The 24,830-nt window shown below is 60.6% G+C and carries 24 protein-coding genes, 1 pseudogene and 1 riboswitch; of the genes and pseudogenes, 13 read left to right on the top strand and 12 right to left on the bottom strand.

Annotated features, from left to right (window positions below):
* Positions 1-222 precede the first annotated feature (222 nt).
* Positions 223-1,650, top strand: coding sequence for an aspartate ammonia-lyase (locus I8E17_RS22190; protein WP_069614534.1), 1,428 nt, complete (start codon positions 223-225; stop codon positions 1,648-1,650).
* Here I8E17_RS22190 and I8E17_RS22185 read toward each other — a convergent pair.
* A complete protein-coding gene (locus I8E17_RS22185) occupies positions 1,622-2,335 on the bottom strand; it encodes a FadR/GntR family transcriptional regulator (protein WP_069614535.1) in 714 nt (237 codons plus the stop codon). The genes I8E17_RS22190 and I8E17_RS22185 overlap by 29 nt on opposite strands.
* A 190-nt stretch (positions 2,336-2,525) precedes the next feature.
* Between I8E17_RS22185 and I8E17_RS22180 the strand changes: the two genes are divergently transcribed.
* On the top strand, positions 2,526-3,707 hold the full coding sequence (locus I8E17_RS22180; protein ID WP_069614536.1) for an MFS transporter: 1,182 nt from the start codon (positions 2,526-2,528) through the stop codon (positions 3,705-3,707).
* Between the two features lie 40 nt (positions 3,708-3,747).
* On the opposite strand, the gene I8E17_RS22175 is transcribed toward I8E17_RS22180, so the two are convergent.
* The 5 genes from I8E17_RS22175 to I8E17_RS22155 all read right to left on the bottom strand — a co-directional run bounded on the left by I8E17_RS22175 (position 3,748) and on the right by I8E17_RS22155 (position 8,030).
* Positions 3,748-4,968: a DUF1501 domain-containing protein gene (locus tag I8E17_RS22175; RefSeq protein ID WP_069614537.1), complete on the bottom strand. Its 1,221-nt coding sequence runs from the start codon at positions 4,966-4,968 to the stop codon at positions 3,748-3,750.
* A 2-nt stretch (positions 4,969-4,970) separates the two neighbouring features.
* Positions 4,971-6,491 carry a DUF1800 family protein gene (locus I8E17_RS22170; RefSeq protein ID WP_113366333.1) on the bottom strand — a complete coding sequence of 507 codons (1,521 nt, stop codon included), beginning with the start codon at positions 6,489-6,491 and terminating at the stop codon, positions 4,971-4,973.
* Positions 6,492-6,566: 75 nt separating this feature from the next.
* Entirely contained in the window at positions 6,567-7,016 is a 450-nt protein-coding gene (locus I8E17_RS22165) for a periplasmic heavy metal sensor (RefSeq protein ID WP_069614538.1), read from the bottom strand.
* A complete protein-coding gene (locus tag I8E17_RS22160; RefSeq protein WP_069614539.1) occupies positions 7,013-7,465 on the bottom strand; it encodes a hypothetical protein in 453 nt (150 codons plus the stop codon). Before I8E17_RS22160 ends, I8E17_RS22165 begins: the two co-directional genes overlap by 4 nt.
* Positions 7,458-8,030 (bottom strand): RNA polymerase sigma factor, encoded by a 573-nt coding sequence (locus tag I8E17_RS22155; RefSeq protein WP_069614540.1) that lies wholly within the window; start codon positions 8,028-8,030, stop codon positions 7,458-7,460. Before I8E17_RS22155 ends, I8E17_RS22160 begins: the two co-directional genes overlap by 8 nt.
* A gap of 728 nt (positions 8,031-8,758) precedes the next feature.
* Between I8E17_RS22155 and I8E17_RS22150 the strand changes: the two genes are divergently transcribed.
* Entirely contained in the window at positions 8,759-9,337 is a 579-nt protein-coding gene (locus tag I8E17_RS22150; protein WP_229002181.1) for a TetR family transcriptional regulator, read from the top strand.
* A 230-nt stretch (positions 9,338-9,567) separates the two neighbouring features.
* Here the strand turns inward: I8E17_RS22150 and I8E17_RS22145 are convergent, their stop codons facing one another.
* Positions 9,568-10,659, bottom strand: a complete 1,092-nt coding sequence (locus I8E17_RS22145; protein WP_069614542.1) for a porin — start codon at positions 10,657-10,659, stop codon at positions 9,568-9,570.
* Positions 10,660-11,076: 417 nt separating this feature from the next.
* On the opposite strand from I8E17_RS22145, the gene I8E17_RS22140 reads away from it, so the two are divergent.
* The 7 genes from I8E17_RS22140 to I8E17_RS22110 all read left to right on the top strand — a co-directional run bounded on the left by I8E17_RS22140 (position 11,077) and on the right by I8E17_RS22110 (position 16,589).
* Positions 11,077-11,373, top strand: a complete 297-nt coding sequence (locus tag I8E17_RS22140) for a hypothetical protein (RefSeq protein WP_069614543.1) — start codon at positions 11,077-11,079, stop codon at positions 11,371-11,373.
* 108 nt (positions 11,374-11,481) lie between these two features.
* Positions 11,482-11,613: riboswitch (TPP riboswitch) on the top strand.
* 92 nt (positions 11,614-11,705) lie between these two features.
* The gene (thiC, locus tag I8E17_RS22135; protein WP_069614740.1) at positions 11,706-13,532 is read left to right on the top strand and encodes a phosphomethylpyrimidine synthase ThiC; all 1,827 of its coding nucleotides are present in this window, start codon (positions 11,706-11,708) and stop codon (positions 13,530-13,532) included.
* Position 13,533: 1 nt separating this feature from the next.
* Complete coding sequence (gene thiO, locus I8E17_RS22130; protein WP_069614544.1) at positions 13,534-14,511, top strand: glycine oxidase ThiO; 978 nt, start codon at positions 13,534-13,536, stop codon at positions 14,509-14,511.
* Positions 14,502-14,699, top strand: coding sequence for a sulfur carrier protein ThiS (gene thiS / locus I8E17_RS22125; protein WP_069614545.1), 198 nt, complete (start codon positions 14,502-14,504; stop codon positions 14,697-14,699). The genes thiO and thiS overlap by 10 nt, the downstream gene beginning before the upstream one ends.
* A 2-nt stretch (positions 14,700-14,701) precedes the next feature.
* Positions 14,702-15,475, top strand: a complete 774-nt coding sequence (locus I8E17_RS22120) for a thiazole synthase (protein ID WP_113366317.1) — start codon at positions 14,702-14,704, stop codon at positions 15,473-15,475.
* Positions 15,472-16,083 (top strand): thiamine phosphate synthase, encoded by a 612-nt coding sequence (locus I8E17_RS22115; protein WP_069614547.1) that lies wholly within the window; start codon positions 15,472-15,474, stop codon positions 16,081-16,083. Before I8E17_RS22120 ends, I8E17_RS22115 begins: the two co-directional genes overlap by 4 nt.
* A 161-nt stretch (positions 16,084-16,244) precedes the next feature.
* A complete protein-coding gene (locus I8E17_RS22110) occupies positions 16,245-16,589 on the top strand; it encodes a hypothetical protein (protein ID WP_069614548.1) in 345 nt (114 codons plus the stop codon).
* Positions 16,590-16,691: 102 nt separating this feature from the next.
* Here I8E17_RS22110 and I8E17_RS22105 read toward each other — a convergent pair whose 3' ends face one another.
* Positions 16,692-17,552, bottom strand: coding sequence for a DUF1989 domain-containing protein (locus I8E17_RS22105; protein WP_069614549.1), 861 nt, complete (start codon positions 17,550-17,552; stop codon positions 16,692-16,694).
* Positions 17,553-17,678: 126 nt separating this feature from the next.
* On the opposite strand from I8E17_RS22105, the gene I8E17_RS22100 reads away from it, so the two are divergent.
* On the top strand, positions 17,679-18,548 hold the full coding sequence (locus I8E17_RS22100) for a LysR substrate-binding domain-containing protein (protein ID WP_069614550.1): 870 nt from the start codon (positions 17,679-17,681) through the stop codon (positions 18,546-18,548).
* A gap of 9 nt (positions 18,549-18,557) precedes the next feature.
* Here I8E17_RS22100 and I8E17_RS22095 read toward each other — a convergent pair.
* Positions 18,558-18,771 (bottom strand): annotated as a pseudogene (locus I8E17_RS22095) (LacI family DNA-binding transcriptional regulator); the annotation flags it as partial.
* Between the two features lie 53 nt (positions 18,772-18,824).
* Positions 18,825-19,709, bottom strand: coding sequence for a LysR family transcriptional regulator (locus tag I8E17_RS22090; protein ID WP_069614551.1), 885 nt, complete (start codon positions 19,707-19,709; stop codon positions 18,825-18,827).
* Positions 19,710-19,817: 108 nt separating this feature from the next.
* On the opposite strand from I8E17_RS22090, the gene I8E17_RS22085 reads away from it, so the two are divergent.
* The gene (locus I8E17_RS22085) at positions 19,818-20,021 is read left to right on the top strand and encodes a 4-oxalocrotonate tautomerase (RefSeq protein ID WP_229002202.1); all 204 of its coding nucleotides are present in this window, start codon (positions 19,818-19,820) and stop codon (positions 20,019-20,021) included.
* Positions 20,022-20,067: 46 nt separating this feature from the next.
* Here the strand turns inward: I8E17_RS22085 and I8E17_RS22080 are convergent, their stop codons facing one another.
* A complete protein-coding gene (locus I8E17_RS22080) occupies positions 20,068-20,334 on the bottom strand; it encodes a hypothetical protein (protein WP_069614552.1) in 267 nt (88 codons plus the stop codon).
* A 132-nt stretch (positions 20,335-20,466) separates the two neighbouring features.
* Positions 20,467-20,928 (bottom strand): Lrp/AsnC ligand binding domain-containing protein, encoded by a 462-nt coding sequence (locus I8E17_RS22075; protein WP_015342703.1) that lies wholly within the window; start codon positions 20,926-20,928, stop codon positions 20,467-20,469.
* Positions 20,929-21,113: 185 nt separating this feature from the next.
* On the opposite strand from I8E17_RS22075, the gene putA reads away from it, so the two are divergent.
* Positions 21,114-24,818 carry a trifunctional transcriptional regulator/proline dehydrogenase/L-glutamate gamma-semialdehyde dehydrogenase gene (gene putA, locus I8E17_RS22070; protein WP_069614553.1) on the top strand — a complete coding sequence of 1,235 codons (3,705 nt, stop codon included), beginning with the start codon at positions 21,114-21,116 and terminating at the stop codon, positions 24,816-24,818.
* Positions 24,819-24,830: the final 12 nt, after the last annotated feature.

Below are 24,830 nucleotides of genomic sequence, written 5' to 3'. Positions count from 1 at the left end.
CACCCGACCGGATGCCGCTGCCTTAATCTGGCCGCCGATCAAGCCTTGGGATCGCCGGTCATGCTGTAATGCTGTATGACAGATTTTCTCTTAGACATAGAAAAGGCCGAAGGTCAAGCCGGGCAGCACTTATTGACGTGGCAGGAGCGAACGGATAACAGATTTCAAAATCTGTCATACAGCTTGACAGATACGGCTTGATTTCGACCATAGGAGGACAATGTGGTCAAGACGCGAAGCGAGTATGACCTGCTGGGCGAAAAGGATATTCCGGCTGAGGTTTATTGGGGGGTACACACCGCAAGAGCGGTTGAGAATTTCCAAGTCACGGGAACGCCGATCGGCCGCTATGCACATCTCATTCGAGGCCTCGCCTTCGTCAAGGAAGCAGCGGCTCTTGCCAATCACGAACTTGGCTTGCTCAGCAAGGAAAGGCTCGACGTCATCGTGCGCGCCTGCCGCGAAATCCGCGCCGGCGAGCTTCACGACCAGTTCGTCGTCGACGTAATTCAAGGCGGCGCCGGCACTTCCACCAATATGAACGCCAATGAGGTCATCGCCAACCGCGCGCTCGAACTGCTCGGCCATGCTAAAGGTGACTATGTCCACCTTCATCCGAACGACCACGTCAATCTCAGCCAATCCACCAACGACGCTTATCCGACAGCCGTCAATGTCGCGCTAATCGAAGCGATCGACAATCTGGCGGCGGCAATGGAGACGCTGCAGGAAGCTTTCGAACGCAAGGCCAAGGAATTCGACGGCATTCTGAAGATCGGCCGCACGCAGCTACAGGATGCCGTGCCGATGACGCTCGGCCAAGAATTCAGGACCTTTGCCGTCATGCTCGGGGAAGATCGATCCCGCCTCATCGAATCGGCCGCCCTCCTGCATGAGGTCAATCTCGGCGCCACCGCCATCGGCACCGGCCTCAATGCGCCTGTCGGCTATGCTGCCCTTGCCTGCTCCCATCTCGCCCGACTGACGGCCCGCCCGCTGGTTACCGCAAGCGACCTCATCGAAGCAACGCAGGACCCTGGCGCCTTCGTCCATCTTTCCGGCGTTTTGAAGCGTGTTGCGGTCAAGCTATCCAAGACCTGCAACGACCTGCGCCTGCTCTCTTCCGGGCCTCGCGCCGGCATCGGCGAGATCACGCTGCCGGCCATGCAGGCGGGTTCGAGCATCATGCCCGGCAAGGTCAATCCGGTGATCCCGGAAATGGTCAACCAGGTGGCGTTCTCCGTCATCGGCAACGACATTACCGTGACCATGGCGGCGGAAGCAGGCCAACTGCAGCTCAACGCCTTCGAGCCGATCATCGTGCGCTCGCTGTCGGAGAGCATCATGCATCTGACCGCGGCCTGCCATATCCTTGCCGAGCGCTGCGTCAATGGCATTACCGCCAATCCGGCTCTCATGGCACAACGCCTGCAGGAATCGATCGGCCTTGCGACAGCGCTCAATCCTTTGATCGGCTACCAGGCGGCGACCAAGGTTGCCCGCGAGGCGCTGGCAACAGGACGCACAGTGCCGGAAATCGTGCTGGATCATGGATATCTGACAGCGGAAGAGCTTTTCGAGGCGCTACGGCCGGAACGGCTCGCCAACCTGCCGGTCGCTCTCAATGAGACTGTTGCCCCTCGCCAATAATCGTGGTCACCACGCGCTTGACCTGACCGAGATGGGCTTCCATCGCCGCGATCGCCTCCTCCTCCGACGCCGCCGCAATCGCCTCGACGATGCGGCGGTGCTCGACGTTCGAGGCCACGCGACGCTGCGCCATCATGTTGACCAGCTCCGATTGACGCATCAGTGCGTCGCGGGCGTCGGAAACGATCTTGGAAAAGACGGCATTTCCAGAGGATTCGGCAATCATGGAATGGAATTCCGAGTCCAGAGTCACCCACTTCAACGGGTCTTCTTCTCGATCCATCTCATCACACAGTTCAAGCAGGCGCGCCAGCTGCTGCTCCGTACGCCGTAGCGCCGCCCAGCCTGCGGCCGGGACCTCGATGAACGGACGCGCCTCGATGAGGTCGCGGGCGGAATAACCGCCATAACGGAGCTCCGGACCGGGAGTGGAGGTCAGAACGTAGGTGCCGCTGCCGGTGCGCGTCTGGGTGAGGCCGAGCGTCTGAAGCGAGCGGAGCGCTTCGCGTATGATCGGACGGCTGACACCATAACGCGTCGCAAGCTGCGACTCGGCGGGCAGCCGTGTCCCGACCGCCAACCGTCCCGATGTTATTGCCGAACGAATATCCTCAAACACTGCCTCGGCAGCGTTTTTCCGACTGATCGGACTTGTATAAGATAACCAATCAGCCACCTCACTCATAACAGCCAAACTTCACAAACATTCTACGCTTGTCAAGCGATCGCGCCCCGAATTGGTGCATGTCTCTCCGGCTGAAAGCCCGCCGAAAGGACTGGGGTTATGTGGAGAATGTCACCGACGATAACTCGTGCTTGATGTATCCCCCTTGCCGATATAAAGAAATCCTTATTCCTTTATATCGGAGCTGGACGTGCCCTTACCCCTCTTCGCCTTGTTTCTGGCTGCGTTTGCTTTCGGCACGACCGAGTTTGTCATCGCCGGCATCCTTCCGGACGTAGCTCAGGGTCTGGGTGTCTCGATCCCCTTTGCCGGCTATCTGGTTTCCGGCTATGCGCTGGGGATTGCACTCGGCGGGCCGCTCCTGACCATGGCGACACGACAGATTTCGCGCCGAACCATTCTGATCGCTCTGACGATCGCCTTTTGCCTGGGCCAGATCGCTTGCGCGCTTGCACCTGACTTCGCCGCCATGCTCCTCTTCCGTGTTGCGACTGCCGTCGCCCACGGCGCCTATTTCGGCATTGCCATGGTGGTTGCCGTCGGCCTCGTGCCGCAAGCGTTTCGAGGGCGTGCAGTCTCCGTGATCCTTGCAGGCCTGACGGTCTCCAATATAGTCGGCGTTCCTCTGGGCGCGGCCATCGGTGGGCTTTGGGGATGGCGGATGACGTTTTGGGCGATGACCTTGGTCGGTGTCCTCGCATTGGTCGCAATATGGGTCTTGATCCCGCAGACGAAAACAGAATCTCAGCAATCTGGCCATTTGAGCGGCGAAGTGCGCGTTCTCGGCCGTCAGCAGGTCTGGACGTCCCTCATCATGATGCTCGCCCTGATGATCGGCCAGATGGTGCCGTTCACCTACATAACGCCGCTCCTGCGCGAAGTAACGGGCCTTGATGCCATGCTCATTCCCTGGATTCTCCTGCTCAATGGCGTCGGAGCGACATTGGGGGTTGTGATCGGCGGCAGGCTGTCGGACTGGAAGCTGATGCCCTCGCTTATCGCGATGCTTGCCATCCAGTCCGCGATACTCGTCATTCTCTACCTGGTCAGCCCCTACCCCTTGCCGATGAGCGTGGCGATCTTCGTTTGGGGCGCGCTTAATTTTGCAATCGGCACCCCTATCCAGGCCCGCATCCTGATGTGGACCGCCGATGCACCTGGCCTTGCTTCCTCGCTCATTCCTTCCGGGTTCAACATCGGCATTGCGATCGCGGCAAGCGTCGGTGCGGCGCTGCTTGAGAGCGGCTATGGCTATCGCAGCTTGCCGGTGCTTGGCGCGATCACGCTTGCCTTGGCCTGCGTGGTTGCCATCCTCTCCGCCGCGCGCGAAAGGCGCAGCGGCGCCGTTCCTCCCAATGCGGCCCTCACGTAATTTCTATTGGCGCCCTTAACGCCGGCCGCCGGCGCACCGGTCACACGATCAGCCCCTTCATCGGCAAGACATGATCGGAGCCCGGGAAGACATCGCGCGTCAATAGGGTCGGCGATGCACCAAGCAGATCAACCGCGATCCCCTTGACCACAGCGCGCAGATCCGTTGTGGCGGCAAGGTCGCGGCCGTCGCGCAATTGCGCCTGTTTAAGACCGGGCCAGTCGGCGATCACACGGCCGCCCTTGATCGCGCCGCCGGCGAGGAAGGCGGCCGTTCCGGTGCCGTGGTCGGTGCCCTGGGTGCCATTCACCTGCGCGGTGCGGCCGAATTCGGTTGCGACCAGAATGGCCGTATCTTTCCAGGCCGGACCAAGCTCCTGCTGGAAGGCGGCAAACGAATTATCGAGTCCGACGAGCAGCTTGTTCAGCCGATCGACCTCTCCGGCATGAGTATCCCATCCTTCGAAAGCCAGTGCTGCAACGCGCGGGCCATCGTCTTGAGCCAGCAGGCGCGCGGCCCCTCTCGCCATCTGTTCCATGCCGGTGGGATCGCCGGGACCTCCCTTCGCCTTGACATCGAGGCCGGCGGCGATCTTGCCGGTTGAAATGCCTTCAGCAAGGATTTTCGCAAAGAGCGGGTCGGTGTGGTTGTAGAGATCCATCAGCCGCGGCGGCAGGTCGTCGCTGACAGGCTGGAGGGTTGATGGCGACCAGCCGAGTACCGGCGCCTTGCCGCGAATGACGAGCGGTGCATTGGCGCCGACCGAGAGACCTCGAATCTCCGAAGCTCCCGGTGAAACCTTGTCACCCTTCGGCAGGCCTTCCAGCATCCGGTTGAGCCAGCCGGATGCGACGCGGCCCGGCATTTCATACCCGGACTCAAGCACGTCCTGCCCGTCGAAATGCGACCGGTCGCGATAGGGCGTCGCACTGGCATGGACGACGGCGGCCTGTCCCGCGCGATAGAGCCGATTGAAATTCGGCATCGACGGATGCAGCGCAAAGAAGCTGTCGAGCGGAAGAGCCGCCTCAGGGCCGCTCGTCGTCATGGCGATCGACTGCCGCAGGGCCTGATAATCAGGATCGCCAACGGGTGGGACAGCCGTCAGACCATCAAGCGCACCGCGCAGGATAATGGTGATAAAGCGCGGGTCCCGTCCGCCGGCAGCGAGAGCGAAGCGCGGGATGAAGGCCCAGGCAAACAGGGCGCCGGAAGCGCCAAGCACGGCACGACGGGTGGGGGTCATGAGTTCGCAGGTCATGGTCAGCGCCTTTGAAATTCGGGGGAAAGATAAGCGATCATCAGGCCCTGCTTGCGGGTTTCCGCTCGCGATACCGCCTGCAGCGTTTCATTCGAAAGAAGCGGCCCCAGGCTGTCGGACACGAAACTGCGGGGATCGACCTGAGGCGGCACCGCATTGGCGATCATATTGGCGACATCCATGCGCATGCTGAGGCTCTCGCTGGAGGCCCAGACATCGACGGTATCGGCAAAGCCGTTGGGGCCGGCCGGCGCCCAGAAGGGCTGCCCCATCGCGGTCAAGGCGCCGAGGATGACATTCGGCTTCGGCGTCTCGCCGCTTGCCCGCAAGAGCGCGGTCATGAATTCCAACGGCGAGCGAACCTTCGACAATGTCGGATTCCATGCGTCTTCGGAGCTTACGAGCGCCCGATAGACGGCGGAAAGATCGCCATCCGTCTTGCTGAAGGTCGCCGCAACGGTTTGCACAAGCCCTGGTGGCGGCGTATCGGCGACGAAATGCCGGACGAGCTTGGTGGCGATATGCTGCGCTGTTGCCGGATGGCGGGCGAGATCGCGCAGCGCTTCGCGTCCCTGCCCCACGCCATTGTCGGCATAGGTGAGACCGAGCAGCGTCTGATCGCCGGGCTCGTGGGCACCGGCATTGAAGACGAAGGTGCCGGGTGTCCCGAGCTTGCCCTCGGCGCGCGCCACCGTCCAGCCTGTGATGATCTTGGCAAGCGTCGTCACGTCGGCCTGCGTGTAGCCGCCGTTGACACCAAGCGTGTGGAGCTCCAGCGTTTCCCGGGCAAGGTTTTCATTGAGACCACGTTTCTTGTTGGCATTGGCCTTGGAGTTCGGCCCGATCGATTGCTGGTTATCGAGATAACCGAGCATAGCCGGATGGGTCTCGACAGCGAGCAGCATGTCGGCGAAGCGCCCGAAGACATGCGGCCGGATCGCCTCGCGCTCGAAAGCGCCGGCAACCATATGCACCTCCTCGCTCTTCGACACGGCGACAGCGAAATGGTTTGCCCAGAACATGGCAAGCCGCTCGCCAAAGCCAATCAGTGGCTGCCGGATGGTGCCGTTGAAGCGGGCATCCACTTCGGCCAGCAGGACCTGCTGCGGAAGGTAGGGCATTGCGGGCTTTTCCAACTTCTCGACTGCCTTGCCGATGACAGCCGCCATGGCCTGGTTACTCGGCTGGACCTGATTGTTCGGCTGCCCTGCCGTGGCGCCGGAAGGCTGTAGCGGCGGCTGCGGGCCTTGCATCTGCTTGTCCTGCGGCACGGCGGCGACAGCGGCTGCGGCCTGCTGTCTGGCCTCCTTGCGCTGTTCCTGGAATGCGTAGAGAGAAACGAGAAGATCGGCCGTCGATTGCAGCTGCGGCCCGACCGGAACCGGGACGAAGCGCTCGGTGATTTCTTCCAGCAACGCGCCGCGCGGATCCGATGCGATCGACGCGGTGCCGTTGTGGTCCGCTCCTAGCCCAAAGCGCGAAAGAGCGAGCGCGGCAGAAACATCATTGGACTGCTGGGCCATGGCCTTGCCAACTCCTGCATCAAACATGCTCCTTTAACGCAGACCTGGTTTCGATCCGTCGCTCGGCAAGTATGATCATTTTGTGGCAGCGGCTTTAGGCATGCTGCGGCGGACCAGGCTTTCCGCCAGCGCCCGACGCTCGTCGTAGGAAAGTCCTGCCGCAAAATCGACGGCACGCTGCTCCAGCTTCGCCCTCAAGGCGATATCGGCATCGCGCGCCCTCGCCAGCGCGGCCGAGAGCGCCTCTTTATCCAGCGTCGGCTGCCCAAGAATGGAGGCGGCGTCGACCTTGGCCTGTTGTGCCTCGAGAATGATCTGACGTTCGTCCTTGCGGGCTTCGTTGAGCGCGGCGCGCAGAGCCTTCTTCTGCGTCGAAGGCAATTGCTCGCCGGCGAGCGGCATCATTCCGGCCCGCGCCTGCGTCTTGCGTATCCAGGTCAGCCCACCGCCGGCCAATGCTCCGACCAGGAACGTATTCAGCACCAAAAGAAAAATGACCACTATTCGAAAGCTGCGTTCCGTCATTGGCTGTCCTGCTGTGCTGCACCCGCGTCCGGCCCTATATCGCCGAACATGGTCGCGGTTCCGTCGGAGACGACTGAGGTATCGGACGTCAAGCTCGGGGCCAGGACGGCGATGGCGATGCTGCCGGCAAGCGCGCCGGCTATGCCGACCCCCACGAGGCCGATGCCGGCCGAGCCGAAGCGGAACCAGTTTCTTATCGTCAGGCGGCGAACGAGCTTTGCGAGAATTCGCTCTTCAAGGCCGGCATGGCGAGGCTTGACGACGTAGGTGTCGAGCAACGCATCCAGATCGGCCGCGCGCGCAAGCCTTTCGGCCGCTGCGGGGCTCTTGGCAAAATCCCGAGCGGCCGCCCGCTCAGCCTGCGGCCATCGGCCGATATCGCCGCCATAGGCCGCGGTCAGCGCTTCAAAGCGATCGGCATTCATCGGACCCGCGACATTCTCAACCATCGCCCTCATCCTTCAACAAAAGCGCCTGCAAGGAGCGCCTTCCACGCGCAAGCAGGCTTTCCAGTGCGTCGACGCTGACGTCCATGATCTCAGCTGCCTCGGCATTCGACAGCGCCTGATAGTAGACCAGAATGATCGCTTCACGCTGCCTGGGCGCGATCATCTGCATGGCCCGTTCCACGCGCCTGGACGGATCGTCATCGCTCATCAAGCCCGCATCCGGCGCCGGCCCTTCATACTCGACATCGGGTGGATGCTCGGCAAGAACGTCCTTGCGACGCCGCAGGCGATCATAACAAAGGTTGGTCGCTACGCGGTGCACCCAGGTGCTGAAGCGGGCATTGCCCTGGCGCCAGCCGCCCGCATTGCGCCAGACGCGCAGGAATGTTTCCTGCGCTACATCCTCGGCCTCGGTCGCATCACCAAGCATGCGGGTTGCAACGGCAACGATGCGCGGCAACTGCCGTGTTATCATCATCCGCATCGCCGGAACATCGCCCGCAGCGATGCGACCGAGCAGGCCCTCATCAGGGTCGCCACTCTTGGGCGCGCGATCCCACTTCATCGACAATCGCTACCACTCCAATTTCCTGCGATACCGCCATGGCACGGGACCTTTGGACTCTCGGCCGGCAAATAAAACCACTTGGATCGCAGCATCTCGGTCAGTGTATCATCCTTCGACGTCAAATGCGGGTTCACGGGAGTTGAACGCGGCGCTTAAGGAAATCCGTCGCTCTTAATGCCAGGAATTTTCGACTTTTCTTTCCACGATGAAAGACCATTCATAAATGGTCGTATAGACGAGCCGACTTGCCAGACGGTGAGGGTTTCAACAATTCGCACTTGGACTACTGTCAGCTTGCAAGAAGACAGATGAGAGCTCAAGCTGGATCGGAGCGGCAGCAGATCGCTTGTTTCCGAGTCTTGCCAATGTGCGAGCACGGCTTTCCAATATGGCGGCCAGACCCGCCGCATGGCTATATCAGCGTTCGCACTTTCCTATTTTCACCTCACAACATGGGGAAACTGCTCACGGAAACTTGCGTGTGGCTTATAGCGCTTGACAGGATATATTCTGTTGCGATTTCCTTACTCAATTTTTGAGGATAGAAAATCCCTCCATCTTGTTGAGCATCGCTGGTATATGGGCTCCAGCACCGAACGGCATGATGGAAGAATATCAAGAAGAGGGGCACAGCTTGAAAATCGGTTTCTGTGGAGAGGTGAATGAGGCGAACTAAGGAGGAGGCGGCGGAAACGAGGAGTGAGATTTTGCAGTCTGCAAAGGCTTTGTTCCTCGACAAAGGCTACGAGAATGTCAGCCTGGAAGAGATCGCCGTAGCCGCCGGTGTCACGCGGGGGGCAGTGCACTGGCATTTCAAGAACAAGCAAGGGCTGATGTTTGCAATCCGCGACGAGGCCCAGCAACCGTTCAAGGATCTGGCGGAGCGGATGTCGAAGGAACTGCCGCCCAATCCACTTGATCTCGTCGCCGATACCATAGCCGCGATATTTGACGACATTCACAGCGACCCGCGCAAGCGCAGCATGCTAAAAGTTATGATGCATCTCGACATGGCGTTTTGCGACGGCACCACGAGCCGGGCGAGTTCGTTCCGGCACGACATGCACGAAAATTTCGAACGTATATTCACCCTTATGGATGAAAAGACGAAACTTCCGGCCCCCTGGACACCGGATACGGCCGCTTCCGCACTGACGGCGGTCATCGGCGGTCTGATCACCGAATGGACACTCGATCGGGGCAGTTTCGAACTGGTCCCGTGCGGGCAGATGTTCATAAAGATGGTGCTGAAGACCTGGTTCCCGCTTGCTCAGACGCCAAAGCTGGCAGTTACAGCGATGTAGAGATTCCGCAAAGCGCGCAGCGAATTTACCTTGCGAGTAGACAGGGAATGATGACGGTTCGGAGGCTCCGAGACGGGTCAAGAAGTTTTTTCACGTCCAAACGCAAAAAAGGATCCGGAGGGAAAGCCAGATCCTTTGCTTTGATCGGAGGTCAACCGATCGATGGAAGAAGCCTGACGGATTGGAACGTCAGGCTTCTCATACCCGGCGCTAAGCCGGGTAATTCAACATTAGAAGCTACGCTCGAAGCGCAGGATACCAGCCCACTGATCCTGGTTCACAGAATCGAAGTTGGTGTAGGAGACTTCCGGCTCGATGAGCAGGTTCTTGACCGGGTTCCACTTGACGTTCGTCGTGGCGGCAAAGATCTTCGAGTCGGTGTAGGCGAGCTGGAGGTTCCACTTCAGCTTTTCGTTGATCGGAACGCCAACGCCGCCCCAAACAGCCCAGTCACCCCAGCCGCACTTCGATTCATCGTTAACAGGGCAAGCCGAACGATCGAGGTTGGTGCCGGCGTACTTGTTCAGCTTGTCGCCGTCCGTGTTCCAGCCGCCCATCAAGAAGGCCGAGAAGGTACCGAAGTCGGCGTCGACACGAGCCTTGATGGCGCCTTCTTCGACGATGGAGTCATAACCGCCGACGACCTTGAAGCCCCATGCACCAGACTTGAAGCCGGCACCGGCAACGACGTCGGGAGCGTAGTGGTTGCCCTTGTCGTCAGACCACCAGCTTGAGCCGTAGGAGGCGTCGGAACCGCTGGAATTCGAGTCTTCAACCGAGACGACAGCCGTGAAGCCGTTGCCGGCATCGTAGGTGTAGGTCAACTGGTTGAGTTCGTACGGGCCGTCATAGATCACGTCGTCGTTGATGACGTCGCCGGCGTAACCGATGTAGTAGTTATACTGCGAATCGGCCTTACCGACCAGGAAGCCGCCGAGGCTGATGTTGGCGAACAGCAGCTTGGTGGAGGTCGAGTTGCCGTCGTTCCAGTCCCAACGGATGACCGTGTTGGTCTTCAGCGGGCCGTACTCGGTGTCGGTCGCAGTGTCGACGCTCAGCTCGGCGCGGGTATGCCAGAGAGTGCCGTTCTTGCTGTTCGGGTTATAGGCATCGTACCATTCGCCTTCGGTACGGACACGGCCGCCGATCTTGAGGCAGGTTTCCGTGCCCGGAATGAAGAAGTAGCCAGCACCGTATGCGTCGCAGATGCGAACGTATTCCAGCGGCTCCGGCTCAGCGGCGACGATCGCGTCTGCTGCGTGGGCACCGGATACTGCTGCCAGAGCAGCAGCGGAGCCGAGAAGAAGGCTCTTGATGTTCATTTTAAACTCCTGGTTGTATTATGCATTTCTACTTTACCGCGAGCGCAGAACTGGAACACTGCCCTGGGGATCGGTTTGGTCTAAACACGACCGGGCAGCCCGGCAAATACGCACCTGATGTTGGCTTGAGTCCCCTCGAACCTTCATGATTACCCCCGCGGTAAAAGGTTTTGAAATGCCTCTACCGATCCGGCCGATTGCTCGACCGTAAGACAACTTATGTCCTGCATTGGATTTACAAACAGCCCGTATGTTTGTCAATTATATGAAGGGCGCCGGGGCGTTAGTCTTGGCCTCTGTTGCTTAAATGCAACTCGCGACCGCAGGCCAGGGCGGTACCCGGCAGGGATCACAAGGATATCCCTGTTCACAAGAACGCCTGCCAGTCAGGGCCGTCACCGCATTTAGGGCAGCGCGATGTCGGTGGTCGATGACGACCATGCAACCCAATCTGGTCATGATATGGCCATATATGGCCATCGCGAATTCCACGGCACAATGACCGGTCGGCTTGAGCAAAAGATCATGCAATCCATTTTTTCGCTGATGCAGACGGAAGCGCAGGCGGGCGTACGGCTGACGCTGGCTCCGCTCGGCAATGACGCGCTGATTTATCTGGCTCGATACCGCGAGCAAGCTGTCCCATACCGGCCCCCATCGCTTCGTCGGCAATACGACACCACGTTACTAAGGCGCGGCAAGTCCGCACGATGATCTGCGCGATAAAATTGCAATTCGACGGGGGCGGCAATGGTCAATCTCCCGAAAATGCGACCGTCGCTGACGGGGTTGACAGAGGACGAGAGTAAGGCATAGCCTTTTGACATTCACCAGGGGGGTCCCGGCAAGGGGCTGAGATACTGCTGGACAATGAGGCTTTGCCTCCTGTGGCGCAGTGACCCGTTGAACCTGATCCAGTTCATACTGGCGTAGGGACGGTGCAAGCGCTCGATGGCTTCGGATTCCCGCCTGGATTCCATGCCGGCGTCTTTTCATCATTCCGGCTGATTGACTGGGTCTCCAACTGCAACTTGGAGCCTCACACCATGAACATTGCCGCAAAGAACCTCACTCCGACCGTCACCACCGGCCCGCTGCCGGCCTCTCGGAAAATCCATATCACCGGGGAGATCCATGCCGATATCCGCGTGCCGATGCGCGAAATCAGCGTCCATCCGACATCGGGCGAGCCGCCAGTTATCGTCTACGATTCGTCCGGCCCCTATACTGTCGAAGGCGCAGATATCCGCATCGAAGAGGGCCTTCCGCAGTTGCGCCGCGACTGGGTGCTCGCCCGCGGCGATGTCGAGGCTTATGAGGGCCGCCATGTGCGTCCCGAAGACAACGGTTTCGTCACCGGCGAACGGCTAACACCGGAATTTCCGGCCAAGCGCCAGCCGCTGCGCGCCCTGAATGGCAAGGCCGTCACCCAGCTTGCCTATGCGCGCGCCGGCATCATCACCCCGGAAATGGAATTCATCGCCATCCGCGAGAACCTCGGCCGCAAGGCCAAGGCCGAAGCGCTGATCCGTGACGGCGAGAGCTTCGGCGCGCATATTCCCGATCACGTCACGCCTGAATTCGTTCGCCGGGAAGTTGCGAGCGGCCGAGCGATCATTCCGGCCAACATCAATCATCCCGAAAGCGAGCCGATGATCATCGGCCGGAATTTCCTGGTGAAGATCAACGCCAATATCGGCAATTCCGCAGTCACCTCCTCCATGGCGGAGGAAGTCGAGAAGATGGTCTGGGCCGCGCGCTGGGGTGCCGATACCGTCATGGATCTTTCAACCGGCCGCAACATTCACAATATCCGTGAATGGATCATCCGCAATTCGCCGCTGCCGATCGGCACGGTGCCGCTCTATCAGGCGCTGGAAAAGGTCGGCGGCATAGCGGAGGAACTGACCTGGGAGATCTATCGCGACACGCTGATCGAGCAGGCCGAACAGGGCGTCGACTATTTCACCATCCATGCTGGCGTGCGGCTGCACTACATCCCACTGACCGTCAACCGCGTCACCGGCATTGTCTCCCGCGGCGGCTCGATCATGGCCAAGTGGTGTCTCCATCACCACAAGGAGAGCTTCCTCTACGAGCATTTCGAGGAAATCTGCGACATCTGCCGCGCCTATGACGTCTCCTTCTCGCTCGGCGATGGCCTGCGGCCCGGTTCGATCGCCGATGCCAACGATGCCGCGCAGTTTGCCGAGCTCGAAACGCTCGGCGAACTGACGAAGATCGCCTGGGCAAAAGACTGCCAGGTGATGATCGAAGGTCCCGGCCATGTGCCGATGCACAAGATCAAGGAGAACATGGACAAGCAGCTCGCCGTCTGCGGCGAGGCGCCCTTCTACACGCTTGGGCCGCTGACGACGGATATCGCACCGGGCTACGATCACATCACCTCGGGGATCGGCGCTGCGATGATCGGCTGGTTCGGCACGGCGATGCTCTGCTACGTCACCCCGAAGGAGCATCTCGGCCTGCCCGACCGCAACGACGTCAAGACCGGCGTCATCACCTACAAGATCGCGGCCCATGCGGCCGACCTCGCCAAGGGTCATCCGGCCGCTCAGGTCCGCGACGATGCATTGTCGCGTGCAAGATTCGAGTTCCGCTGGGAGGACCAGTTCAACCTCTCGCTCGATCCGGATACCGCCCGCAGCTTCCACGACGAAACCTTGCCGAAGGAGGCTCACAAGGTCGCGCATTTCTGCTCGATGTGCGGCCCGAAATTCTGCTCGATGCGGATTTCGCACGACATCCGCGCGGAGGCACAGAAGGAAGGGCTGGAAGCGATGGCGGCGAAATATCGGGAGGGCGGCGATCTCTATATGCCGGTCGAAGCCCCTGCTCAGCCGGCCGAGTGAGATGCGCATCCTCATCAAAGGGGCCGGCGTTGCCGGCCTCACAGTCGCTCACGAGCTGATCCGGCGCGGAGCAGAGGTCACGATCTCGGATCCAAGCCGGAATTTTCATCGCGCCGCCTCCTGGCTTGCCGGCGGCATGCTGGCGCCATGGTGCGAGCGGGAAAGTGCCGATGAGGCTGTGCTGAGGCTCGGCCGCGATTCCGCCGATCGATGGGACGCGATTCTGCCGGGCAAGGTCGTCCGCAACGGAACGCTCGTCGTCGCACCGAACCGCGATCAAAACGAGCTGAAGCGATTCGCCAGCCGCACGACCGACCATCGCTGGGTGGGCGAAGACGAAATCGCCGCCCTTGAGCCTTCGCTTATCGGCCAGTTCCGCCAGGGCCTGCTCTTTCCGCAGGAAGCGCATCTCGATCCCCGCGAGATCCTGCAATCATTGAAGGCCGATCTATCTGCAAAAGGCGTCACCTTTGTCGACAGGCACCTGGATGACGATAGCTTCTCCGACATCGTCGACTGTACGGGGGCTGCCAGCATCGGCCGCATCCGCGATTTGCGCGGCGTGCGCGGCGAAATGCTCTATCTGCAAAGCGACGAGGTCTCGCTTTCGCGCCCCGTCCGCCTGCTGCATCCGCGTTTTCCCGTCTATATCGTGCCGCGCGGCAACGGCCTGTTCATGGTCGGCGCGACGATGATCGAGACCGATTTCAAAGGGCCGATCAGCGCCCGTTCGCTGATGGAGCTCCTGAATGCAGCCTATGCGCTGCACCCGGCATTTGCCGAAGCCGCCGTGATCGAAACAGACGCCGGCATCCGACCTGCATTTCCTGACAATCTTCCCCGCGTAACGCGCGAGGGAGGGACCATCTTCATCAACGGCCTTTATCGTCACGGCTTCCTGCTGGCGCCGGCGATGGCCGAAGAAGCAGCCGATCTCGTCTTTTCCGGACACAACGAAAGGAGCCGCCAATGCGCCTGATCATCAATGGCGAAGCCCGGATTGTCGAAGCTACCACGCTCTCGCAGCTTCTCACTGCGCTCGAATATGAGGGGGAATGGCTGGCAACCGCCGTCAACGGCGAGCTCGTCCATAGCGACGAGCGCGATGACCATACCCTAACCGACGACGACAGGATCGAAATTCTCACTCCCATGCAAGGAGGCTGACCATGCTTGAACTCTACGGAACCCAAATCGCATCGCGCCTTCTTCTCGGCACCGCGCGCTACCCCTCCCCGGCCGTACTGGCGGAAGCCGTCAAACGTTCGCAAACCGAGGTCGTCACCGTGTCGCTGCGCAGGGAAACGGCAGGCGGGCGCAACGGCGGTGCATTCTTCGAGATGATTCGCGAACTCGGCGTTCGCGTTCTTCCCAATACCGCAGGCTGCCACGGTGTATCCGAAGCGGTGCTAACGGCGAAAATGGCACGCGAGGTTTTTCGGACCAACTGGATCAAGCTCGAGGTGATCGGCAACCACGATACGCTGCAGCCCGACGTCTTCGTGCTGGTGGAAGCGGCAAAAATCCTCACCGGCGAGGGATTCGAGGTCTTTCCCTATACAACGGACGATCTTGTCGTCGCCGAGCGGCTGCTGGAAGCTGGATGCAAGGTGCTGATGCCCTGGTGTGCGCCAATCGGGACGGCGGCGGGACCACTCAACCTCTCCGCCCTGCGCTCGATGCGGGCACATTTTCCCGAGGTGCCGCTGATCGTGGACGCCGGCATCGGCAGGCCGTCGCATGCGGCGACCGTCATGGAGCTGGGCTTTGATGCCGTGCTGCTGAATACAGCGGTTGCCGGGGCTGGCGATCCGGCCGTGATGGCGGAAGCCTTCGCCAAGGCAATCGATGCCGGCAGGCAGGCATTTGGCGCCGGCATGCTGGAGCCGCGCGACATGGCCGTGCCATCGACACCCGTCATCGGAAAGGCGGTTTTCTCGTGAGGCTCGATCCCTTCTACCTCATTGTCGATAGTGCCGCCTGGATAGAGAGGCTGGTGCCGCTCGGCGTCAAACTGGTGCAGTTGCGAATCAAGGACCGCACCGAGGCAGAGCTTCGCGCCGAAATTCGCCAATCGATGGCAATTTGTGCCGCGCATGGATGCCAGCTGATCATCAACGATTATTGGCGGCTCGCGATCGAGGAGCGCTGCGATTTCATCCATCTCGGCCAGGAGGATCTCGCTTCCGCCGATCTCTCCGCCATACGGAATGCCGGATTGAAGCTGGGGCTTTCGACGCATGATGAGGCGGAACTGGAGACGGCGCTTGCTGCCGAACCCGATTATATAGCGCTTGGGCCGATCTATCCGACCGTGCTCAAGGCCATGCCGTGGGCGCCACAGGGCCTTGAGCGGATCGGGGAGTGGAAGGCTCGCATCGGTAATCGGCCGCTTGTCGCGATCGGCGGCTTGACGGTCGAACGGCTTGCGGGCGTATTCGGGCACGGCGCCGATATCGCCGCGGTCGTAACAGATATCACCCGCAATCCTGACCCCGAATCGCGAACGCGCGAATGGGTGGCGGCGACGCGGTGGCTGCCTCTAAATTGACAAGTTCGCGCCTCAGGAGCCCATGCAAGGGGCTACTTTCAGCCGCTAGTGCCCGATGAACGGGCCATTCATTGAATATTCAGCTGAACATAATCATGCTGAAGGCGTTAATTAGATGACTCGCGTATTCGCTGAGCACAAAGGCTGCTTTGGAGGTGGTCATGATAAAGAAGACGGTTCTAACGGTTTTGCTGGCCGCTACGGTCGTAGGCGGCGCATTGGCGCCCGTCAGCAGCGCACAGGCGCAGTATTACGACGGCCATCGCGGCGACTGGCGCGGCCATGATGATTGGCGCCGCCATCACCACCATAGCAATGGCGGCGCGATCGCCGGCGGTGTTGCTGCCGGTCTCCTTGGTGGCCTGCTTGTCGGCGGCGCCCTTGCCAATAGAGGCCCGGTTTACGAAGTCGCCCCCCCGCCGCCGAGATGCTGGTACGAGGATCGCCGCGTCCAGAACGAGTATGACTATGGCTGGCACTACGAGCGCATTCGCGTTTGTAACTAAGCGAGAAGCAATGCATCTGCCCTGAATGGATGCATCGTTTCATGGATGATTTGGGTTTGCCGGCGGCCAAAACCGCCGGCAAAACTGTTTGAGGCTGGCGAATTATAGGCCGTGCGTCCTCGGATAGGGGTTACGCTCCGGGTATATTCGCCCAGCAAGGCTTTCAGGTTCGGGTCGCCAGATTTCGACGAGCAACGGATAGCAGGGCACCGTATCGCTCGAATGCTCGCTGCCGCAGTCACCGCCAGGACAGGCTGAGAGCGCGCCGAGCAGATCGATCTCCGCGAAGAACTCGATGAAGTCGCCCGGCCGCACGGGGCTCGCCTTCATGAAATACTGATGGGTGTCACGCGTAAAGCCCGTACACATGAACACGTTCAGCACGTCGTGAACGTGGAACTCCGCCTCCTGGGCAGAGATGTTCATTTCCCTGGCGAGCGCGCGCGACAGGTTCGAATGGCAGCAATGGTGATAATCGTCACCCTTCAGCAGCCGGTTCGTATAGGGATCGCAGCGCGTGCCGATGACATCGTGAATGCCGGCTCCATCCGCATCCCAGCCATACCAGCCAAGCGTATCATGCGTGATCGTTGCCATCGGCCGCAGATAGGGCAATGTGCTCCACAGCCGATCGCCGACACCGACATGAGTGGCGTGCAAAGCTCGCGTCTTGCCGCTGAAGAAGCGCTCGGAGAGATCGGCGGCATTCCACAGATTGAGATCGCCGACCTGCGCTCCCTCCACGCTGACGATCCGAAAGAAATGTCCCTTCGGCACGCGAAAACTGCCGCCCTCGCGGGGAGGGACGACGATTTCGGCCATCTTGGTCATGGTTTGCCTTGCCGATCGCAGCACATCCATGTCAGCGGGCGGTAGCGTGCCGTTCGGATAGACGACGACGGGTGGCTTGCCACGCCGCTCTTCGGCATCGGCGGGCGCGGGCATATCGAAAATACTGTTCATGGCGGCTTTCATTCCTCACCGATCTGACAGGAAGACATTCGTTTTGGCGTCACTCTACGAATACAAGGCGCCTGTGCAACAGCGATTATCCTTGCGCTTTGACCAAGTTTTACTTAGCCTTAACTGATGCAACATGTTCCGCTTGCCTCCCTTCGTGCCTTCGAAGCGGCCATTCGTCACGAAAGCTTCGCCAAAGCGGCCACTGAGCTCAATCTCACGGCCGCAGGTGTCAGCCAGCACGTGCGCAGCCTGGAGGAATGGCTCGGCGTCAAGCTGTTTACGCGCCATGCCCGTGGCGTCACGGCGACCATAGCCGGCCGTGATTTCGGGGCAGCCGTGGCAAGCAGCCTTGGACATATCGATATCGCCGCCCGGCAGCTGCGGCTTGCCGGAAATAACAGGCCGGTCAGCGTGGCCTGTATCGCTTCCGTTGCCACCCGTTGGCTGATACCGCGATTGCAGGTATTCAAGAAGGAATACCCTGAAATTCAGGTCAATATCGTCTACGCGCTCGATGCGAGGACGCCGGAGGCGGCAAACGCCGATCTGTTGATCCGCCATGGACCAAGGCCAGCGGTCAACGCGGTTTCCCTATTGCCCGCCGAAACGCGGCCAACCTGTTCGAGAGAGTATGAGCGCCGTCGCGGACCGATCAGAAAGCCAGCCGATCTCCTTAATCTCGACCTCCTGCACGATGAAACGACGGTCGCCTGGACACGCTGGTTCGCCCTTGAAGGCATCCACCAGCCTTCTAAACCTGGCCCGATCTTTGCCGATTTCGGCTTGATGATCGGGTCCGTCATCGGCGGCCAAGGTGTGGGCCTCTGCCCTACGGCCTTGATTGCAGAAGAATTGGACAATGGGACGCTGGTTGCCCTGTTCGATACGGCGTTGGATACCGATAAGTCGTACTGGCTGATTGAAGCCGACCGTCTTTCGAAGGATGCTGAAACATTTCGCGACTGGCTGATTGCTGCCAGCGCCGCAATCGCTTAGGCGCCAAGTTAGCAGTACGACTTCGATGCGCACCAAACCTTGCCTGGTGCCGGCAGGCAGCGTGCGGTAGCCGAGCCGCTTTGCGGCGATGAATATCTTTTCCGCCGTCTCAGGCAGCACATTGCCGCGGCCGTTGAGCGCACGCTCGAGTGGCGGCTCCCACACCCGCGTCCGCCGCCACATCCTTCAACGTAACCTTGGCGACGCTTACCTCATTTTCCAACCCGATGATCAGATCTGATCATGGATTTGTGGTGGATAAAAGAGGTGGCAATGTCAACCGAAGCGAGCGACGAGAAAATCGATAACGCTGCGCAGCATGGCCGTCGGGCGCCGGTCCGGCGCATAGACAAGGTGCATGGGTGTCGGCTGATACGACCATAGGGGCAGGACCGCCTCAAGCCGGCCTGCATCGAGATCGGCCGCCAAAAGCAGTTCCGGCTGCAGCACAATGCCGGCTCCATGCAGAGCGGCAACGCGCAGAGCACCGCCCTGATTGGTGGTGAACCTGCCCTTGATGGCGATCTCGCGCGTTTCCCCATCCGGGCCGACGAGATGCCAGCGCCCCTGTAGACGCCAGTAGGAATGGCCGAGGCACATATGATTGGCAAGGTCCTCAGGGCTTTGCGGCCTGCCGCAGCGATCCAGATAATCCGGCGATGCCGCGAGAACACGCCGATAGGGTTTTAACGGACGCGCCACGAGATTGGTGTCCGTCAGATCGCCGATATGGATGCCGAGTTCGTAGCCTTCGCGGATCAGATCATGCGGATTATTGTCGAGCGCCAGATCGACGCTGACTTCAAGATTCTCATGCAGATAGTCGACAAGCGCCGGCACGAGGCTTTGCGTCCCGAAACTGACGGGGGCGACGAGCCGCAGGCGCCCACGCGGCGCCGATTGCAGTTCGGAGGCCGATTGCTCGGCAAGCTCCACCTCCGCCAGCACCGTCTTGCAGCGCTCGTAATAGAGCCTGCCGACCTCGGTCAGCTGGTGACGGCGCGTGGTGCGGTGAAGCAGGCGTGCGCCAAGCCGCTGTTCGATCGTCCTGATATGCTTGGCGACCATGGCTGGCGACACCCGGCTTATGTCGGCGGCGGCGGCAAAGCTGCCCTGCTCGACCACTCTGACGAACATCGCCATGCCGGCCAACTTGTCCATGATTGCATACCTATAGGTTCGGAATGAAGCAAATAGGAGCGTATTTATCGCCAGCTGGTTTTGCAAGATAGTCCGCGGTGCCTGACATCAGGCAGAACCTATTCAATAATCTATCAAGGAGTTGCCATGCCAATCCTCCGCTTGGAAATGCATCCCGGCCGCACACAAGACCAGAAGCGCGCTTTCGTTCGCGAGGCGACCAAAGCCGCCGTCGAAACGCTCGCCTGCCCACCGGAATCGGTGGAAATCATCATCACCGAGATTTCGAAGGAATCCTGGGCTACGGCGGGCAAACTGAAATCGGATAGCTGAAACAATCCGATTTCACGATCGAAGCCTGGCGGTCCGTATGCGACCGTCAGGCCACATCCGGCGTGAGGCTCTGCCGCCCCCAGGCTTCGGCCCACTCCATCAGACGCGCCATTTCCTGCTTGAGAACATGCGAACGGATAATATCGGCGGCGTGGCTCAGATTGCTGCGCGGATTGTAGAATGCATCGATCTCTTCGCCGCTTTCTCGCCTTGCCGCCTCCAGGCGGAGCTTTATTTCCTCGACTTCGGCCTTCACCGCAAAGTACCGCTTCATGACCTCGACAAGGTCGCGGTCGCCTGCACTGGTCTCCATGCGTACTCCATCCTACTTATTTTAGCAGCCTCGCAATGATCCGATTCGAATGGCGAAATCTAGGTCATTGTTTAGCCGGCAAGATGAATAGAGCGGCGAACCCTCACCCGGCTGATGGAGCAGGAAGCGGAATTACGACCAGTTTTCCTTGACAGATTGCATCACCACATTGGTCGAAGTGCTTGCCACGAAAGGCAGGCTGGAAATTTTTTCGCCGAGAACGATGCGGTAACGGCGAATATCTGAGGTCCGGACCTTCAGGAGATAATCGAAGCGGCCGGCGATCATGTGGCACTCTTCGATTTCCTTGATTTTCTTGATGGCATTGTTGAAGCTGAGCAAGGCCTCCTCACGGGTGTCCGTGAGCTTCACTTCGGCAAAGGCGACGTGATCAAGGCCAAGCTTGATCGGATTGAGGATGGCCTTGAAGCCGTCGATATAGCCGGAATCGATCAGTTTCTTGAGACGTGCCTGGCAAGGAGTCTTGGAAAGGCCGACCCGCTCTGAAAGCTCCGTGATCGACATGCGGCCATCCTCGACCAATGCATCGAGGATCTTTTGGTCGAACTGGTCAATTTCACTGGATTTGGTCATTCTCGCAGGCATTCCTGTTTGAAATAAGCGCTATTGAAGTTCAATATGACTGGAAAGCCGCAGTTTCAAGGCGGAACGCTTTTTTGCAATGAAGTATGTTCTCGTCGAAGCAATGGGACAGCTGAGCGTGGCGATATCGCTGACCTCAGCTCAAACCATTAGGCCCCTTGCACCTTGAGTTTATCATGACTGTCTCTGCCAAGCTTGCAACTGAAGAACCAGCTCCAGACGCCGCCCCATTTTCCCATTTCGCACCGCCCATTCGCGAGCAGAGCCCGCTTCGCCAGGCGATCACTGCCGCCTACAGACGCTCCGAGACCGAATGCCTGCCGTACCTCGTCGAAGCGGCGACCCTGCCGGACACGACGCGCGAAGCGGCAAAGAAGACGGCCAGGAAACTGATCGAAGCGTTGCGCGCCAAGCACAAGGGCGACGGTGTCGAGGGGTTGGTGCAGGAATACTCCCTCTCCAGTCAGGAAGGCGTCGCGCTGATGTGCCTTGCCGAGGCGCTGTTGCGCATTCCCGACACGGCGACGCGCGACGCGCTGATCCGCGACAAGATCGCCGGCGGCGACTGGAAGTCGCATATCGGCGGCGGCCGCTCGATGTTCGTCAATGCCGCGACCTGGGGACTGGTCGTCACCGGTAAGCTGACATCGACAGTCAACGAAAGCGGGCTTTCCGCCGCGTTGACAAAGCTGATCGCCCGCGCCGGCGAGCCCGTCATCCGCCGCGGCGTCGACATGGCCATGCGCATGATGGGCGAACAGTTCGTCACCGGCGAGACCATCGACGAAGCGTTGAAGCGTGCACGTGCGCTCGAAGCGAAGGGCTTCCGCTATTCCTACGACATGCTCGGCGAAGCCGCGACGACGCATGCCGATGCCGAGCGCTACTATCGCGACTATGAAAACGCCATCCATGCGATCGGCAAGGCCTCGGCAGGCCGCGGCATCTATGAAGGCCCAGGCATCTCCATCAAGCTCTCCGCGCTGCATCCGCGCTATTCGCGCTCGCAGGCAGACAGAGTCATGGGCGAACTTCTGCCGAAGGTGAAGGCGCTGGCGCTGCTTGCCAAGGGCTACAACATCGGGCTCAACATCGACGCCGAAGAGGCTGACCGGCTGGAGCTATCGCTCGACCTGCTGGAAGAACTGTGCCTCGATCCGGATCTGTCCGGCTGGGATGGTATTGGCTTCGTCGTGCAGGCATACGGCAAGCGCTGCCCCTTCGTCCTCGATTTCATTATCGATCTCGCCCGCCGCTCGGGGCACCGCCTCATGGTCCGCCTCGTCAAGGGCGCCTATTGGGACGCGGAGATCAAGCGCGCGCAGCTCGACGGCCTGGAAGGCTTTCCGGTCTATACACGCAAGATCTATACAGACGTTTCCTATATCGCCTGCGCCGGGAAGCTGCTGGCAGCGACCGACGTCGTGTTCCCGCAGTTCGCCACCCATAATGCGCAGAGCCTGGCCACCATCTACCATATGGCCGGGGACGACTTTGCTGTCGGCAAATACGAGTTCCAGTGCCTGCACGGCATGGGCGAGCCGCTCTACGAAGAGGTGGTTGGCGCTGAAAATCTCAATCGCCCCTGCCGGATCTATGCGCCGGTCGGCACCCATGAAACACTGCTCGCCTATCTCGTCCGGCGCCTGCTCGAGAACGGCGCCAACTCCTCTTTCGTCAATAAGATCGCCGACCCGGCCGTGCCCGTTTCCGAGCTGATTGCCGATCCCGTCCAGATCGTGCGCGGCATGACCGTAGTCGGCGCACGGCACGACAAGATCGTTCTCCCGGCCGATCTGTTCGGCGGCGCGCGACGGAATTCCGCCGGCGTCGATCTCTCCAATGAAGCGGCGCTCACCGAGCTCTCCGCGCAGCTGCAAGCCTCGGCAGCCAGAGATTGGATCGCCGAACCGCTCCTTGCCGACTGCTCCGAGCGTGGCACGGCTCGCGCCGTCCTCAACCCCGCCGATCATGGCGATGTCGTCGGCCATGTCACCGAGCTCGAGCCGCAAGATGCACCCGACGTCATGCGGCTTGCCGCCGCCGCAGTGGAGCGTTGGGCTGCTGTGAGCCCCGCTGAGCGTGCCGCCATCCTTGAGCGCGCCGCCGATCTCATGCAGAGCGAGATGCCTGTTCTCGTCGGCCTGACCATTCGCGAGGCCGGCAAATCGGCCGCAAATGCCGTTGGCGAAATCCGGGAAGCGATCGATTTCCTCCGCTATTACGCAGCTCAGGCACGTCAAGTACTGAAGCCGGAGAGCATGCCCCTCGGCCCCGTCGTCTGCATCAGCCCATGGAACTTCCCGCTGGCGATCTTTACCGGCCAGGTCGCGGCCGCACTGGTCGCCGGCAATCCGGTCGTCGCCAAACCCGCAGGCAATACACCGCTGATCGCAGCCCAAGGTGTTCACATCCTGCATGAGGCCGGCATTCCGCGCGATGTTCTGCAATTTGTACCGGGCGGGGGACAAATGGGTGCCGCCCTCGTCGGCGCTCCAGAAACCGCCGGCGTCATGTTCACCGGCTCGACGGAAGTTGCCCGCCTGATCCAGGCTCAGCTGGCCGAACGGCTTTCCAAATTCGGCAAGCCGATCCCGCTGATCGCCGAAACCGGCGGACAGAACGGCATGATCGTCGACTCTTCGGCCCTTGCCGAACAGGTCGTCGGCGATGTCATCGCCTCGGCCTTCGACAGCGCCGGCCAGCGTTGCTCGGCCCTGCGCGTCCTCTGCCTGCAGGAGGAAGTCGCTGATCGCACGCTGACCATGCTGCGCGGCGCTCTTCGCGAACTCTCGGTCGGCAGGACCGATCGGCTCGCGGTCGATATCGGCCCCGTCATCGACGACAACGCCAAGCGCCGCATCGACGGGCATATCGAACGCATGCGCAAGCTCGGCTGCAATGTCGAACAGCTCGATCTTCCCGAAAGCGCCGAGAAGGGCACGTTCGTTGCTCCCACAATCATCGAGCTGAAGAAGCTGAGCGATCTGACGCGCGAGGTGTTCGGCCCGGTCCTTCACATCATGCGCTATCAACGCAAGAACCTGGACAAGCTGATCGCCGATATCAATGCGTCCGGCTACGGCCTGACCTTCGGCCTGCATACCCGGCTTGACGATACGATCGCCCATGTCACGGAGCGTGTTCGCGCCGGCAATCTCTACGTCAACCGCAACATCATCGGCGCCGTCGTCGGCGTCCAGCCCTTTGGCGGCCGCGGCCTCTCCGGCACGGGTCCGAAGGCGGGCGGCCCAATGTATCTGCGCCGCCTTGTCGCCTCCCCGACCGAACCGTTGCGCGATGCCTCCGTGCAGGCCGACCCGGCTGCGCAGCAGTTCATCGCCTGGCTCGAAAGCAAGGGCGCTGCGGATGCGGCCAGACAGGCGCGCGCCGTCGCCGCCCAGTCGTCGCTCGGTTTCAACACTGAACTGCAAGGCCCGGTTGGCGAGCTGAACCTCTATGCGCTGCATCCGCGAGGGAGACTCCTGCTCACTCCGCAGACAGCACTTGGCTTGCATGTCCAAATCGCCGCAGCACTTGCGACAGGCAATTCAATCGTCATCGATGCTGCATCGGGCCTGCAGGGTGAACTACATGGCTTGCCGGTACAGGTCGCAAGCCGCATCTCCTGGACGAAAGACTGGGCGGCCGATGGACCTTTCGCCGGCGCGCTCATCGAAGGTGATGCTGCGCGCGTCCAGCAGGCGATCAAGACGATCGCGGCTATCCCCGGCCCGCTGGTTCTCACACAAGCTGCATCGAGCGAGGAAATTGCCAAGAACCCCGAGGCCTATTGCCTCAACTGGCTACTCGAGGAAGTGACGACGTCGATCAACACCGCGGCGGCCGGCGGCAATGCCAGCCTGATGACAATCGGCTAAAACTAACAACAA

It is taken from the genome of Rhizobium sp. AB2/73 (assembly GCF_020871915.1).
In the GTDB taxonomy this organism is placed as follows: Bacteria; Pseudomonadota; Alphaproteobacteria; order Rhizobiales; family Rhizobiaceae; genus Rhizobium; species Rhizobium dioscoreae.
The sequence above is the reverse complement of the archived record's forward strand: the minus strand, read 5'-3'. Positions and strand labels throughout refer to the sequence as shown.

Bases quoted from the DNA above. Each gene is read 5' to 3' on its own strand.
- I8E17_RS22165 (WP_069614538.1), bottom strand. From the start codon at position 7,016: ATGACGGAACGCAGCTTTCGAATAGTGGTCATTTTTCTTTTGGTGCTG.
- I8E17_RS22120 (WP_113366317.1), top strand. From the start codon at position 14,702: ATGCTTGAACTCTACGGAACCCAAATCGCATCGCGCCTTCTTCTCGGC.
- I8E17_RS22075 (WP_015342703.1), bottom strand. From the start codon at position 20,928: ATGACCAAATCCAGTGAAATTGACCAGTTCGACCAAAAGATCCTCGAT.
- thiS (WP_069614545.1), top strand. From the start codon at position 14,502: ATGCGCCTGATCATCAATGGCGAAGCCCGGATTGTCGAAGCTACCACG.
- thiO (WP_069614544.1), top strand. From the start codon at position 13,534: ATGCGCATCCTCATCAAAGGGGCCGGCGTTGCCGGCCTCACAGTCGCT.
- I8E17_RS22185 (WP_069614535.1), bottom strand. From the start codon at position 2,335: ATGAGTGAGGTGGCTGATTGGTTATCTTATACAAGTCCGATCAGTCGG.
- thiC (WP_069614740.1), top strand. From the start codon at position 11,706: ATGAACATTGCCGCAAAGAACCTCACTCCGACCGTCACCACCGGCCCG.
- I8E17_RS22080 (WP_069614552.1), bottom strand. From the start codon at position 20,334: ATGGAGACCAGTGCAGGCGACCGCGACCTTGTCGAGGTCATGAAGCGG.
- I8E17_RS22170 (WP_113366333.1), bottom strand. From the start codon at position 6,491: ATGGCCCAGCAGTCCAATGATGTTTCTGCCGCGCTCGCTCTTTCGCGC.
- I8E17_RS22155 (WP_069614540.1), bottom strand. From the start codon at position 8,030: ATGAAGTGGGATCGCGCGCCCAAGAGTGGCGACCCTGATGAGGGCCTG.
- I8E17_RS22140 (WP_069614543.1), top strand. From the start codon at position 11,077: ATGTCGGTGGTCGATGACGACCATGCAACCCAATCTGGTCATGATATG.
- I8E17_RS22110 (WP_069614548.1), top strand. From the start codon at position 16,245: ATGATAAAGAAGACGGTTCTAACGGTTTTGCTGGCCGCTACGGTCGTA.
- I8E17_RS22145 (WP_069614542.1), bottom strand. From the start codon at position 10,659: ATGAACATCAAGAGCCTTCTTCTCGGCTCCGCTGCTGCTCTGGCAGCA.
- I8E17_RS22105 (WP_069614549.1), bottom strand. From the start codon at position 17,552: ATGAACAGTATTTTCGATATGCCCGCGCCCGCCGATGCCGAAGAGCGG.
- I8E17_RS22175 (WP_069614537.1), bottom strand. From the start codon at position 4,968: ATGACCTGCGAACTCATGACCCCCACCCGTCGTGCCGTGCTTGGCGCT.
- I8E17_RS22160 (WP_069614539.1), bottom strand. From the start codon at position 7,465: ATGGTTGAGAATGTCGCGGGTCCGATGAATGCCGATCGCTTTGAAGCG.
- I8E17_RS22100 (WP_069614550.1), top strand. From the start codon at position 17,679: ATGCAACATGTTCCGCTTGCCTCCCTTCGTGCCTTCGAAGCGGCCATT.
- putA (WP_069614553.1), top strand. From the start codon at position 21,114: ATGACTGTCTCTGCCAAGCTTGCAACTGAAGAACCAGCTCCAGACGCC.
- I8E17_RS22090 (WP_069614551.1), bottom strand. From the start codon at position 19,709: ATGGACAAGTTGGCCGGCATGGCGATGTTCGTCAGAGTGGTCGAGCAG.